This window comes from Rhodococcus sp. DMU1 (assembly GCF_012272955.1).
Taxonomy (GTDB): domain Bacteria; phylum Actinomycetota; class Actinomycetes; order Mycobacteriales; family Mycobacteriaceae; genus Rhodococcus; species Rhodococcus aetherivorans.
Window position 1 is genome coordinate 1,837,496 of the sequence record NZ_CP050952.1, and the last position, 12,770, is coordinate 1,850,265.

General features: G+C 71.7%; 12 protein-coding genes. 5 read left to right on the forward strand and 7 right to left on the reverse strand.

Annotated features, from left to right (window positions below; translation table 11 throughout):
* Nucleotides 1-28: 28 nt before the first annotated feature.
* From HFP48_RS08710 to HFP48_RS08735, 6 genes are all read right to left on the reverse strand, one after another.
* Nucleotides 29-1,552, reverse strand: a complete 1,524-nt coding sequence (locus HFP48_RS08710) for an ATP-dependent DNA ligase (protein WP_168579360.1) — start codon at nt 1,550-1,552, stop codon at nt 29-31.
* Between the two features lie 76 nt (nt 1,553-1,628).
* Complete coding sequence (ugpC, locus tag HFP48_RS08715) at nt 1,629-2,711, reverse strand: sn-glycerol-3-phosphate ABC transporter ATP-binding protein UgpC (RefSeq protein ID WP_168579361.1); 1,083 nt, start codon at nt 2,709-2,711, stop codon at nt 1,629-1,631.
* A 29-nt stretch (nt 2,712-2,740) separates the two neighbouring features.
* Complete coding sequence (locus tag HFP48_RS08720; RefSeq protein ID WP_006933843.1) at nt 2,741-3,622, reverse strand: carbohydrate ABC transporter permease; 882 nt, start codon at nt 3,620-3,622, stop codon at nt 2,741-2,743.
* Nucleotides 3,622-4,587 carry a sugar ABC transporter permease gene (locus HFP48_RS08725; protein ID WP_006933844.1) on the reverse strand — a complete coding sequence of 322 codons (966 nt, stop codon included), beginning with the start codon at nt 4,585-4,587 and terminating at the stop codon, nt 3,622-3,624. Before HFP48_RS08725 ends, HFP48_RS08720 begins: the two co-directional genes overlap by 1 nt.
* Nucleotides 4,584-5,912 (reverse strand): sugar ABC transporter substrate-binding protein, encoded by a 1,329-nt coding sequence (locus tag HFP48_RS08730; RefSeq protein WP_006933846.1) that lies wholly within the window; start codon nt 5,910-5,912, stop codon nt 4,584-4,586. Before HFP48_RS08730 ends, HFP48_RS08725 begins: the two co-directional genes overlap by 4 nt.
* 62 nt (nt 5,913-5,974) lie before the next feature.
* Nucleotides 5,975-6,979, reverse strand: coding sequence for a sugar-binding domain-containing protein (locus HFP48_RS08735; protein WP_006933848.1), 1,005 nt, complete (start codon nt 6,977-6,979; stop codon nt 5,975-5,977).
* Nucleotides 6,980-7,095: 116 nt separating this feature from the next.
* On the opposite strand from HFP48_RS08735, the gene HFP48_RS08740 reads away from it, so the two are divergent.
* Genes HFP48_RS08740 through xylB form a run of 4 tightly spaced genes read left to right on the forward strand, consistent with a single transcriptional unit; the run spans nt 7,096 to nt 11,925 of the window.
* The gene (locus HFP48_RS08740; RefSeq protein WP_168580542.1) at nt 7,096-8,112 is read left to right on the forward strand and encodes an NAD(P)-dependent alcohol dehydrogenase; all 1,017 of its coding nucleotides are present in this window, start codon (nt 7,096-7,098) and stop codon (nt 8,110-8,112) included.
* Nucleotides 8,113-8,123: 11 nt separating this feature from the next.
* Nucleotides 8,124-9,596 (forward strand): mannitol dehydrogenase family protein, encoded by a 1,473-nt coding sequence (locus HFP48_RS08745; protein WP_029542295.1) that lies wholly within the window; start codon nt 8,124-8,126, stop codon nt 9,594-9,596.
* On the forward strand, nt 9,593-10,519 hold the full coding sequence (locus HFP48_RS08750) for a carbohydrate kinase (RefSeq protein WP_006933855.1): 927 nt from the start codon (nt 9,593-9,595) through the stop codon (nt 10,517-10,519). Before HFP48_RS08745 ends, HFP48_RS08750 begins: the two co-directional genes overlap by 4 nt.
* A complete protein-coding gene (xylB, locus tag HFP48_RS08755) occupies nt 10,516-11,925 on the forward strand; it encodes a xylulokinase (RefSeq protein WP_168579362.1) in 1,410 nt (469 codons plus the stop codon). Before HFP48_RS08750 ends, xylB begins: the two co-directional genes overlap by 4 nt.
* Before the next feature lie 14 nt (nt 11,926-11,939).
* On the opposite strand, the gene HFP48_RS08760 is transcribed toward xylB, so the two are convergent.
* Complete coding sequence (locus tag HFP48_RS08760; protein ID WP_161996180.1) at nt 11,940-12,113, reverse strand: hypothetical protein; 174 nt, start codon at nt 12,111-12,113, stop codon at nt 11,940-11,942.
* Nucleotides 12,114-12,262: 149 nt separating this feature from the next.
* Here HFP48_RS08760 and HFP48_RS08765 point away from each other — a divergent pair, with 149 nt between their 5' ends.
* Nucleotides 12,263-12,733 (forward strand): VOC family protein, encoded by a 471-nt coding sequence (locus HFP48_RS08765; protein ID WP_161996179.1) that lies wholly within the window; start codon nt 12,263-12,265, stop codon nt 12,731-12,733.
* Nucleotides 12,734-12,770: the final 37 nt, after the last annotated feature.

The following is a 12,770-nucleotide window of genomic DNA, read 5'->3' on the forward strand; positions in this document are numbered from 1 at the left end:
ATCCGGTATCGGGCGGAAGTGCGGGGCGCTAACCGGAATCCGTCGCCGGCAGCAGCGCCCGCACCGCGTCGATCGTGTCCGCCTCGGCAGCCGTCTTGTCGGGGCGGTAGCGCACCACCCGCGCGAATCGCAGCGCCACCCCGCCGGGGTAGCGCGGGCTGACCTGCACGCCGTCGAGTTCGATCTCCACGACCAGCTCCGGCCGCAGGTACACCGCGTGTGCGTCGCGGCTGCGCTCGTGCCGCGGGAATTCCTCGGTCTGCCATTGCAGCAGCGCGTCGGTCAGCCCCTTGAACGTCTTGCCGACCATGATCGGTTCACCGCCGTCCGGGTCCCGCGCGCCCAGATGGAGATTGGACAGGTACCCGGTGCGGCGGCCGTAGCCCCACTCGGCGCCGAGCACCACCAGGTCGAGGGTGTGCTCCGGCTTGACCTTCTGCCAGGCGCGGCCACGCCGGCCCGCCGCGTAGGGCGCGGTGAGGTCCTTGACGACGACGCCCTCGTGTCCGGCGGCGAGCGCGGCCTCGAACTGGGCCTTGGCTGCGGCGTCGTCCGGCTGCAGCACGCCCGGGATCCGGTGCTCGGGGGCGACCCGCTGCAGGGCGTCGAGACGCTCGGCGAGCGGTGCGTCGAGCAGGTCGACGCCGTCGAGGTGCAGGCAGTCGAAGAAGTACGGGTGCAGCAACAGATCGTGGGCGGACTCGGCGCCGAAGCGGCTCATGGTCTCCTGGAACGGCCGGGGCCGGCCCGCGGGGTCGAGCGCCAGGGTCTCGCCGTCGAGCACCACCGACGTGCACGGCAGCGCGGCGACCAGATCGACGAGTTCCGGTACGCTGCCAGTGATCTCGCGCAGGGTGCGGGTGAACACCCGCACCGTCTCGTCGTGGCGGTGCACCTGGATGCGGGCGCCGTCGAGCTTGTATTCGACGCTGACGTCGCCGCCGAACCGGCTGTAGGCGTCGGCGAGGGACGGCGCGGGAGAGGCGAGCATCGGCCTGATCGGCCGGCCCACCTCGAGACGGAACGCGGTGAGCACGTCGGCGCCGCCGGTGAGCGCGGCGGCCGCCGTCACGGACAGTTGCCCGGAGAGCATGAACGCCCGGCGCACCGTCTCGGCGGGCAGACCGGCCGTGGCGGCCACCGCGTCGGTCATCACGCCCTCGAGCGCGCCCTGCCGCAGATCCCCGGTGAGCAGCCGCACCAGGAACTCCTGTTCGGCGGTGGTGGCCGCGCCGAGCAGCGTGGCGAGCAGTTCGCGGCGCCGCCCCGTCGATCCGGTCCCGGCCAGACCGGCGAGCTCGGTGAAGGCCCGGTCGACGTCGGAGACGGTCAGCGACGGCGCGTCGGCCGGGTCGACGCGGGCCCCGGCGAGGGTGCGCCAGCCCACGCCGATGCGGCCCTGGCGGGGCTCGCCCGCCAGCCACGACACCGCGGGCTCGACCTCCACGGGGTCGAGGACGGCGAGGAGGCTGCGCAGTTCTTCCACCTTGGTCCGTCGCGACCGGGTGGTGCCGACGGCCCGTGAGGTGGCGACGATCGTCGAGAAGAGCACGCCCCGACCGTACCGACCCCCGCCGGTTCCGGCGCAGGTTCACCGCCGCTTCCGGCGCAGGTTCACCGCCGGCCGGTCAGTCGCCGACGCGTTCGCCCGTCTCCGGATGGAACAGGTGCACCGAGCCCTCCCGCTTGCGCAGCCGGATCGTGTCCGCGAGCCGGGCCGGGGTGCGGGTGAGCGACCGCGCGACGAGGGTGGTGTCGCTGCGCGCGACGCGGGTGTACACGTACGACTCGCTGCCGAGTTCCTCGACGAGGTCGACGATGGCCTCGACGCCGTCGCCGTCCGTGATCTCCAGCTGTTCGGGCCGGATCCCGACGGTGACGGTCTCGAGGCCGGCGCGGTGCAGCGCGGCGATGCGGTCCCGTTCGACCTCGACGACGGTGCTGCCGATCTGCACGCCGCCGTCGACGATCCGCGCGTCGAGCAGGTTCATCGCGGGCGAGCCGATGAACCCGGCGACGAACGCGTTGGCGGGCCGGTCGTACAGCTCGGTGGGGGAGGAGAACTGCTGCAGCGTGCCGCCGCGCAGCACCGCCACCCGGTCGCCCATGGTCATCGCCTCGACCTGGTCGTGCGTGACGTACACCGTGGTGGTGCCGAGACGCCTTTGCAGCGCGGCGATCTGGGTGCGGGTCTGCACCCGCAGCTTGGCATCGAGGTTGGACAGCGGTTCGTCCATGCAGAACACCTGCGGTTCGCGGACGATCGCCCGGCCCATCGCGACGCGCTGCCGCTGGCCGCCGGAGAGCTTGGCGGGCTTGCGGTCCAGGTAGTCGGTGAGGTCGAGCAGCTTCGCCGCCTGCTCGACCTTGCGCCGCCGTTCGTCGGCGCTCACGCCGCGCATCTTCAGTGCGAAGCCCATGTTCTCGGCGACGGTCTTGTTCGGGTACAGGGCGTAGTTCTGGAAGACCATCGCGATGTCACGGTCCTTCGACGGCACGCCGACCATGTCGCGGCCGCCGATGCTGATCGAGCCCTCGTCGATGTCCTCGAGTCCGGCGAGCATCCGCAGCGCGGTGCTCTTGCCGGAGCCGGACGGTCCGACCAGGACGACGAACTCCCCGTCCTGGATGTCCAGGTTCAGCGAGTCGACGGCGAGGGTGTCGGAGTTCTCGTAGATGCACGACGCGTTGCGGTAGGTGATCTCGGCCATGACGATTCCTTCGAAAGTGATCGGGGGAGTTACTTGATTGCGCCGAACGACAGGCCGCGCACGAGCTTGTTCTGAGCGACCCAGCCGGCGAGGACGACGGGCAGCGCCGCCATCGTCGCGGCCGCGGACAGGCGAGCCCAGTACAGGCCCTCGCCGGTGATGAAGCCGACGAGGAACACGGGAATCGTCTGCGCCTGCACCGCCGTGAGGTTGACGGCGAAGAAGAATTCGTTCCAGGAGAAGATGACGCAGATCAGGGCGGTGGCGGCGATGCCGGGCGAGACGAGCGGCAGGATCACCTCCCGCACCGACGTCCACAGGCCGGCGCCGTCCATGCTCGCCGCCTCGAGCAGCTCGCCCGGCACCTCGAGGAAGAACGAGCGCATCATCCACACCGCGATCGGCAGGTTCATCGCGGTGTAGAGGATGATCAGGGCCCAAATATTGTCGAGCAGACCGATGTTCGCGACGATCACGTACAGCGGGATGATCGCGGCGACGATCGGCAGCATCTTCGTGCTGATGAAGAAGAACAGGGCGTCCTTGGTCTTGCGCACCGGCCGCAGCGACAGGGCGAACGCGGCGGGCACGCCGAGCAGCAGGACGAGGATCGTCGACACGCCGGTGGCGAACGCCGAGTTGAGAAGGCTGACACCGACGCCGGTGTCGAACACCGCGCGGAACTGGTCGAGGGTGGGAGTGAAGAAGAACTTCGGTGGATCGGAGTAGGCGTCGGCCTCCTGCTTGAAGGCGGTGAGCACCATCCAGAACACCGGGAAGAAGAACCCCAGGGCGGCGATCCAGGCGACGACGCCCCATGGATTTGCCTTGCGGTGCTTGCGTTTCCGGGGGCGCGCCGGGACGGTCTCCGGTGCGGGGAGCTGCTGTGTGGTGGGGGCGGTGGTGCTCATCAGGCGGCCTCCTCCTTGCCCGTGAACGATGTGAAGATCAGCCGCAGCGCGACGGTGGCCACGACGATGGTGGCGACGACGACCACCACGCCCATGGCGGCGGCCTGGCCGATGTCGAAGCCGAGGAACGCCCGCTGATAGATGTAGAACGGCAGGTTGGAGCTGGCGGTGCCCGGTCCGCCCTGGGTCATCATGTAGATGGCGTCGAACGTGTTGACCAGGTGGATCGCGCCGAGCACGGCGCCGAGTTCGATGAACCGCCGCAGGTGCGGCAGCGTCAGCTCGCGGAACAGGGCGAAGGCGCCGGCCCCGTCGACCCGGCCGGCCTCGAGGGTGTCACGCGGCATGGACTGCAGCCCGGCCAGGATGAGCAGCATCATGAACGGGGTCCACTGCCACACCAGGTTGGCCATCACCGCGGCGAGCGGGTAGCGGCTGACCCAGTCGATCTGCCCGACGCCGAACGGGGAGAGCACGAAGTTGACGATGCCGAACACGGGATCGAACATCGCGGTCTTCCACATCAGCGCTCCCGCGACGGGGGTGACCAGGAACGGCGTGATGAGCAGGGTGCGGACGATGCCGCGGCCGAGGAAGACCCGGTCGAGCAGCAGCGCGAGCAGCAGGCCCAGCACGACGGAGATCAGCACGGTGCCGACGATGAGGATCACGGTGTTGACGGCGACCTCGCGGAACTGGCTGTCGCGGAAGACGTCCGCGTAGTTCTGCAGGCCCACGAAGCTGCGCGAGCCCGGGCGCACCAGGTTCCACGACTGCGTGGAGTAGTAGAGGGTGAACACGAACGGGATCTGCGTGACCACGATCATGAAGATCAGGGCCGGCAGCAGGGGCCCCCGGCGGCGCCAGCCTTCCGCGCGGGAGACCGCGTCGCTCTTGGCTTCCCGCACCCGGCGGATGCGTTCCGAGTCGTCGGCGGTGGGTGCGCCGACTGCCACGGTTGTCATTGTTGATCCTCCCGGTAGGTGGCACCGACGACGTCGGCGTATTCCTGGGCCTGTTCCAGCGCTTCGGTGACGGTCTTCTGACCGGCGATCGCGGCGCTGATCTGCTGGCTCACGCGGGTTCCGAGATCCTGGAACTCGGGGATGGCCAGGAACTGGACGCCGGTGTAGGGCACCGGCTCGACCGTCGGGGCGTCCGGGGTCGCGTTCTCGATGGACCGGAGGGTGAGTGGCCCGTAAGCGGCTGCGGCCTCACGGTATTCGGGGATCTCGTAGGTGGACAGCCGGCTGCCGGGCGGCACCCGCTCCCAGCCGAGGGTCTCGCCGACGGTGCGCAGGTACTCCTTGCTCGTCATCCACGAGACGAACCGCCACGCCGAGTCCGCGTTGTCGCTGTCGACGGGGATGCCGAGCGACCAGCTGTAGAGCCAGCCCGCGTCGTCCTTGACCCGGATCGGTGCGGGGGCGTACCCGATCTTTCCGACCACGTTGCTCGACGCGGGGTCCTCGAGGGTGGAGACCGCCGACGTGGAGTCGTACCACATCGCGACGCGGCCCTGGGCGAGCTGCGTGGCGCATTCGCTGAAACCGCTGGTGGCGGCGCCCGGCTGGCCGTGCTCGCGCACCAGGTCGACGTAGAACTGCACGGCCTCGACGACCTCGGGACTGGTGAGCTGCGCGTTCCAGTTCTCGTCGTACCACCGGCCGCCGAAGGTGTTGATCACCGTGTTCAGCGGGGCGAGCACCTCACCCCAGCCGGGCTTGCCGCGCAGGCAGATCCCGGCGGTGTCGGGGCTGTCGAGGCGGGCGGCGGCAGCGGCGACCTCGTCCCATGTGGGGGTGGGGGACAGGGCGATGCCGGCCTGCTCGAACAGGTCCTTGCGGTACATCAGGAACGAGGACTCGCCGTAGAACGGCACCGAGTACATGTCGCCGTCGTAGGACAGCGATTCGCGCAGGGAGGGAATGAAGTCGTCCTCGTCGTAGCCCTCCGTCTGCCGGGCGTAGTCGGAGAGGTTGGTCAGCCAACCGTTCTCCGCCCACTGCGGGGTCTCGTAGTTGCTGATCATCACCACGTCGAACTCGCCACCGCCCATCGCGGTGGAGGCCGTGATCTTCGCGCGGGCCTGGTTCTCCGAGAGCGTGACGAACCGCAGGTCGATGTCCGGGTTCTCGGCCTCGAACTGCGCGGCGAGTTGCTGGGCGTCCTGCATCTGGGAGTTCGACACCATCGCGATGGTGACGGTCTGGTCGGAGGCGCCGAGCGAGCCGGCGCCGGCGCAGCCGGTGAGCGTGAGGCTGAGCGCCCCCGCTCCGGCCACCAGCATTCGGGTGGTCGTTCTGGATGTGTTCACCGATCGTCGCCTCTTCTTCGGTCTCTCCGGTGGGGTTATCGGTCGAGTAGCCAACGTGCGCACTCGATGTCGCACACGAGCATGGTGGCCAGGCCGCCGCGCAGCGCCCCGAGCGCGGCCTGGTGTTTGGCGGCCCCGCCGGTGACGAGGACCGTGCCGGGGCAGGCGCGGATGTCGTCGAGCGAGACCGACACGGCGCGACGGTCGAGGTCCCCGCCGACGGCCGTGCCGTCGGCGTGGAAGAACCGTCCCGCGATCTCCCCGACCGCGCCGAGGTCGGTGAGGGAGTCGAGCATGGCGGTGTCGAGGTAGCTGCCCTCGAACAGGGTGGTCGACGTGGACACCGCCCCCACGCCGAACATCATCATGTCGGCGCGGCGGCCGATGTCCAGGGTGCGGGAGATCATCGAGTCGGCACGCATGGACGCGACCGTCGCGGGGTCGGCGTACAGGGGAACGGGGAGGCGGACCATCTTGGCCTGCAACTGTTCCGCGCATCGTCCGAGCACGTACTCGGCGCCGGTCTGGTAGTCGGACGCGGTGACGGCGCCGTCGAGCTGGACGATCGTCGCGCAGGTCGCCCCGCCCGGCGGCAGGGCCTGCGCGACGGCCACGGTCTCCGGGCCCCACGTGAATCCGAGGGTGTCCGTCGCGCGGATCCGCCGGCTGATCAGGGCGGCGGCGGCCCGTCCGACGCCCGCGAAGCTGGCGGCCTCGTCGAGCGGGCCGGCCGCGTCCACGCCGTCGCCGACGACGACGGCCTCGAGCAGGCCGAAGCGCTCCTCGAGGGCGCGTTCCTCGTCGGCGTGCAGGTCGTCGCGCAGGTTGGCCGGCACGTTCACCTCGATGCGCACCAGGCCCTGGGCCCGGGCCCGGGCGACGAGGCGTCCCGCGGTCGGCCGGGAGACGCCGAGGCGCGTCGCGACCTCCGCCTGGGTGAGGCCGTCCAGGTAGTACAGCGTCGCCGCGCGCAGCGCCAGGCGCAGCTCCTCCGGCGCGGCGGCGGCCGCGGGCTGGTTCGTCACGTGGGGGACGGTCACGACATCTCCTGGTTCGGAGGAACACCGTGAGCAAATGCTCATGGGTGCGTTCATTTGCTCAGTACGCTAGCATCGGCAATGTGACCCACACAACACCCCCGTCGATCCCGGCCGGCATGCGCGCCGCCGTCCTCGTCGAACCCGGACGGATCGAGATGCGCGAACGGCCGGTCCCCGAACCCGCACCCGGCGACGTGCTCGTCCGGGTCACCTCCGTCGGCGTGTGCGGATCGGACACGCACTACTACCGGGAGGGCCGCATCGGCGAATTCGTCGTCGAGGCCCCGCTCGTCCTCGGCCACGAGGCCGCCGGCACGATCGCCGCGGTCGGCGCCGGCGTCCCCGCCGGCCGGGTCGGGCAGCGCGTGTCCATCGAGCCGCAGCGCCCCGACCCCACCACCGACGAAACCCGGCGCGGGCGCTACAACCTCTGCCCGCACATGCGGTTCTACGCCACCCCACCCGTCGACGGCGCCTTCTGCGACTACGTCACCATCGGGGCGGAATTCGCCCACCCCGTGCCCGACACCGTCTCCGACGACGCCGCCGCCCTCTGTGAACCGCTGTCCGTGGGCATCGCCGCCGTCCGCAAGGCGGGCGTCACCGCCGGTTCCCGGGTCCTGGTCACTGGCGCGGGCCCCATCGGGATCGTCACCGCGCAGGCCGCCCGCGCGTTCGGCGCCACCGACATCGTCGTCACCGACCTCGACGCGGACCGGCGCGCGCTGGCCCGGAAGTTCGGGGCGACCGCCACGCTCGACCCGCGCACCGACGACGTCAGCGACCTGCACGTCGACGCCTACATCGACGCCTCCGGCGCCCCCGCCGCGGTCGCCGCCGCGATGCGGGCGGTCCGGCCCGCCGGCACCGTCGTCCTCGTCGGCTCCGGCGCCGAGACGATGAACCTGCCGGTCCAGCTGATCCAGAACCGCGAGCTGGTCCTCACCGGCGTCTTCCGTTACGCACACACCTGGCCGACGGCGATCGCCCTCGCCGCCACCGGCCGCGTCGACCTCGACGCGATGGTCACCGCCCGCTTCCCGCTCGAGAGGGCGGCCGAAGCACTCGAATCCGACCGGACACCCGGCAACATCAAGACCGTCGTGCGGGTGCACCCCGGCGACGACACGTAAGGAGCCCCGAAGTGGACCTGGGGGAGAACACCCTGAACGCCCTGCCCGTCCCTGGCCCGACCTACTCGCGCCGCGACATCGGCGTCGGCATCGTGCATTTCGGGGTCGGCGGATTCCATCGTGCCCATCAGGCGATGTACGTCGACCGGCTGCTCGAACGCGGCGCCCGCAACTGGGGCATCTGCGGCGTCGGCGTCATGCCCGGCGACCGCCGCATGCGCCACGCCCTCGCGTCCCAGGACGGCCTCTACACCCTGATCCTGCGCCACCCGGACGGCAAATGGGAACCGCGGGTGATCGGTTCGATCGTCGACTACCGCTACGCCCCCGACGATCCCGAGGCGGTGATCGAACTGATCGCCGCACCCACCACCCGCGTCGTCTCGCTCACCGTCACCGAGGGCGGTTACAACATCCGCCACGACACCGGCGAATTCGACGTCGACGACCCCGCCGTCCGCCGCGACCTCGAGCACCCCGACGCGCCGGCCACCGTCTTCGGCCTGGTCACCGCCGCGCTCGCGCGCCGCCGGGAGCGCGGGCTGCCGTCGCCGACGATCATGTCGTGCGACAACATCGAGGGCAACGGCACCGTCGCCCGGCGGGCTTTCACGTCCTTCGCCGAACTCGTCGACCCCGATCTCGCCGGCTGGATGCGCGAGCACACCCGGTTCCCCAACTCGATGGTCGACCGCATCACCCCCGTCACGACCGACGACATCGCCCCGGAACTCGACGCCCGCTTCGGCGTCCGCGACCGCTGGCCCGTCGTCGCCGAACCGTTCACCTCGTGGGTGCTCGAGGACGACTTCTCCTGCGGCCGTCCGGCCTTCGACGAGGCCGGGGTGCAACTCGTCGACGACGTCGCGCCGTACGAGTTGATGAAGCTGCGCCTGCTCAACGCGAGCCACCAGGCGCTGGCCTACTTCGCCCACCTGTGCGGCTACCGCTACGTGCACGAGGCCGCCCAGGACCCTCTGTTCGCGGAGTTCCTGCTCGACTACATGGACACCGAGGCCACCCCCACCCTGCGGCCCGTGCCCGGCATCGACCTCGCGCAGTACAAGCGCACCCTGATCGAGCGCTTCGCCAATCCCGAGATCCGCGACACCGTCGCCCGGCTGTGCGCCGAATCCTCCGACCGCATCCCGAAGTGGCTGCTGCCGGTGGTGCGGGAGAACCTCGCCACGGGCGGATCGGTGCGCCTGGCCGCCGCCGTCGTGGCCGGCTGGGCCCGCTACGCCGAGGGCATCGACGAGGCCGGCGACCCCATCGAGGTCGTCGACCGGCTCGCCGACACCCTCGGGCCCCTCGCCCGCAGCCAGCGCGAGGAGCCGACCGCCTTCCTCGGGAACCGGTCCGTCTTCGGGGATCTCGCCGATCAGCCGCGGTTCGTCGAGGCCTACCTGTGGGCGCTCGGGTCCCTGCACCGCGTCGGGGCCCGCGCCACCCTGCAAGCCCTGCGCAGCAAGGTCGGATCGTGAACGGGCCCGTCCTCGTGATCGGCGAGGCGCTCGTCGACATCGTCCGCCGGGGCGCGGCCGAGCCCGTCGAACACGTCGGCGGCAGCCCGCTCAACGTCGCCGTCGGCCTCGGCCGGCTCGGCCGCGACGTCGAGTTCGTCACCCATATCGGTGACGACGACCGCGGCCGCCGTATCGTCGGCCACCTCGCGGCGTCGAAGGTGCGGCTCGCCGCCGGCAGCAGCACCGCGGCGCGCACCCCGACCGCGACCGCCGTGCTCGACGAGAACGGCTCCGCCACATACGAGTTCGACCTGGAATGGCAACTGCCCGATCCTCGTCCCACGCCCGGTGCGCGGCACGTGCACACCGGATCCATCGCGGCCCTGCTCGAACCCGGCTGCGAGGCCGTCGCCGCGCTGCTCGACCGGCACGTGCCCACCGCGACCGTCAGCTACGACCCCAACGTCCGGCCCGCGCTCGTCGGCGACGACCCGCGCGCCCGCGACCGCATCACCCGGTTCGTCGCGGGCGCCGACGTCGTCAAGGCCAGCGACGAAGACCTGCGCTGGTTCGCCCCCGGCCGCGACCCCCGCGACGTCGCGCGGGAGTGGCTCGCGCTCGGGCCGGCACTCGTCGCGGTGACGCTCGGTGCGGGCGGTGCCGTCGCCGTCGCGCGGTCCGGCGCCGTCGAGGTCGCCGCGCACCCGGTCGAGGTCGTCGACACCGTCGGCGCCGGCGACGCGTTCATGGCCGGCCTGCTCGACGCCCTGTGGACCCAGGAGCTGCTCGGCGACCGCGAGGGCCTGCGCGGAATCGGACCGGACGCGCTGCGCACGGCCCTGGACGTCGCCGCGCTCACCGCGGCCCGCACCGTCGCGCGTGCCGGCGCGGACCTGCCCACCCGCGACGAGCGGGACGCCGACCCGAAGGAGCCGTGGTGACGCTCGTCGCCGGGATCGACTCGTCCACCCAGTCCTGCAAGGTGCTCGTCTGCGACGCGCACACCGGCCGCATCGTGCGGCAGGGCCGCGCCCCGCACCCCGACGGCACCGAGGTCGACCCGCGTGCCTGGGCGGACGCCCTCGACCGCGCCGTCGCCGCCGCCGGCGGGCTCGCCGACGTCGCCGCGGTGTCGGTCGGCGGTCAGCAGCACGGGCTGGTGACCCTCGACGAGACCGGGACGGTGGTGCGCCCGGCGCTGCTGTGGAACGACACCCGCTCGGCCGCGGCCGCCGCCGACCTCGTCGCCGATCTCGGGGGCGGACAGAAGTGGGCCGACGCCGTCGGCGTCGTCCCGCTCGCCGCGATCACCGTCGCCAAGGCCCGCTGGCTCGCCGACCACGAGCCCGCCCGCGCCGACCGCACCGCGGCGCTGTGCCTGCCGCACGACTGGCTGACCTGGCGGCTGGCCGGAGGATCGGACATCGGTGCGCTGATCACCGACCGCAGCGACGCCAGCGGCACCGGCTATTACAGCGCCGCCGACGACGCCTATCGCACCGACCTGCTCGAACTGGCGTTGCGCGGCCGGCGGCCCCTGCTGCCCCGGGTGGCCGGACCGGCCGAACAGGTCGGGGAGACGAGCCGGGGCGCCGCGCTGGGACCCGGCGCCGGGGACAACGCCGCCGCCGCCCTCGCCATCGGTGCGCGCGAGGGCGACGTGATCGTCTCCGTCGGCACGTCGGGCGTGGTCTCGGCGGTCTCGGTCACCCCCACCCGCGACCCCGACGGGCTGGTCGCCGGCTTCGCCGACGCCACCGGCCGCCACCTGCCGCTCGTGTGCACCCTCAACGCGGCGCGGGTCCTCGACGCCACCGCCGCGCTGCTCGGCGTCGACCACGACGAACTGTCACGGCTCGCGTTGTCGGCCCCGCCCGGCACCGGCGGGCTCGTGATGGTGCCGTACCTCGAGGGCGAGCGCACCCCCAACCGCCCCGGCGCGACCGGCGCGATCCACGGCCTGCGCCTGACGAATTCGACGCGGGAGCACCTGGCGCGCGCGGCCGTGGAGGGGCTGCTGTGCTCGCTCGCGGACGGCCTCGACCACATCACCGCGCAGGGCGTGCCGGTGCGACGGGTGCTGCTCGTCGGTGGCGGCGCCCGTTCCCGCGCGCTGCGCGAGGTCGCGCCCGGCGTGCTCGGGGTCCCGGTCGAGGTGCCCGAGCCGGGCGAGTACGTCGCCGTCGGCGCGGCCCGCCAGGCGGCGTGGGTGCTCGACGGCGGTGCGGAACCACCGCGGTGGCAGGGTGGTGCCGTGCAGCGTTACGAGGCCGACCCGATGCCGGCCGTGCGCGCCCGGTACGCGGAGGTCCGCGACCTGACCGAGGGCACGATCCGTTGCAGCTGACGCGGGTGGCCGGCTCAGGACAGGCCGAAGGCACTGGCCAGGAAGTCGATCAGCCAGGAGAAGATCTCGGCGGACCCGATCACGCTCGAGCCCTCGTCGGTGGTGTCGGCGAGGGCTGTGCCGGGCGCGAGCGCCGACAGGACTGTGGCGCCGAGAACTGCCGTGGTGATGCGAGCCGACGTCCGCATGAGCGTCTCCTTCCGACGGGTATCGAAACCAGTTCATGATCGCCCGGGCGTGCACCGGTTCGCGACCGCGATGAGTTCCGGTTCCGTCTCGGGTCGATATCTGTGACACCGACGGCAGTGCCGTCATCCACCCGAGCAAGGAGAAGACGATGCCGAAGATCACCCCGTTCCTGTGGTTCGACACCGAGGCCGAGGACGCGGCCAAGTTCTACACCAGCGTGTTCCCCGACTCCCGCATCCTGGGCACCACCTACTACCAGGACGCCGGCCCCAAGCCGGCCGGCACCGTCATGGCCGTCGACTTCGAACTCGACGGCCAGCGCTACGTCGCGTTCAACGGCGGCCCCGAGTTCTCGTTCTCCGAGGCGGTGTCGTTCCAGATCGACTGCGCCGACCAGGACGAGGTCGACCACTACTGGAACGCCCTCACCGAGGGCGGGGAGGAGAGCCAGTGCGGCTGGCTGAAGGACCGCTTCGGGCTGTCCTGGCAGGTGGTGCCGCGGCGGCTCTACGAGCTGCTCTCCGACACCGACCCCGAGGTGGGACGGCGCATCACCGAGGCGATGTTGCAGATGCGCAAGATCGAGATCGCGCCGCTCGAGGACGCCGCCCGCGGCTGAACCGGCGCGGCGGCCGAGCCCAGCTATCACCGCGGCG

Coding starts and splice junctions, on each gene's coding strand:
- HFP48_RS08730 (WP_006933846.1), bottom strand. CDS start 5,912: ATGCTGGTGGCCGGAGCGGGGGCGCTCAGCCTCACGCTCACCGGCTGC.
- HFP48_RS08765 (WP_161996179.1), top strand. CDS start 12,263: ATGCCGAAGATCACCCCGTTCCTGTGGTTCGACACCGAGGCCGAGGAC.
- HFP48_RS08760 (WP_161996180.1), bottom strand. CDS start 12,113: ATGCGGACGTCGGCTCGCATCACCACGGCAGTTCTCGGCGCCACAGTC.
- HFP48_RS08720 (WP_006933843.1), bottom strand. CDS start 3,622: ATGAGCACCACCGCCCCCACCACACAGCAGCTCCCCGCACCGGAGACC.
- ugpC (WP_168579361.1), bottom strand. CDS start 2,711: ATGGCCGAGATCACCTACCGCAACGCGTCGTGCATCTACGAGAACTCC.
- HFP48_RS08725 (WP_006933844.1), bottom strand. CDS start 4,587: ATGACAACCGTGGCAGTCGGCGCACCCACCGCCGACGACTCGGAACGC.
- HFP48_RS08740 (WP_168580542.1), top strand. CDS start 7,096: ATGCGCGCCGCCGTCCTCGTCGAACCCGGACGGATCGAGATGCGCGAA.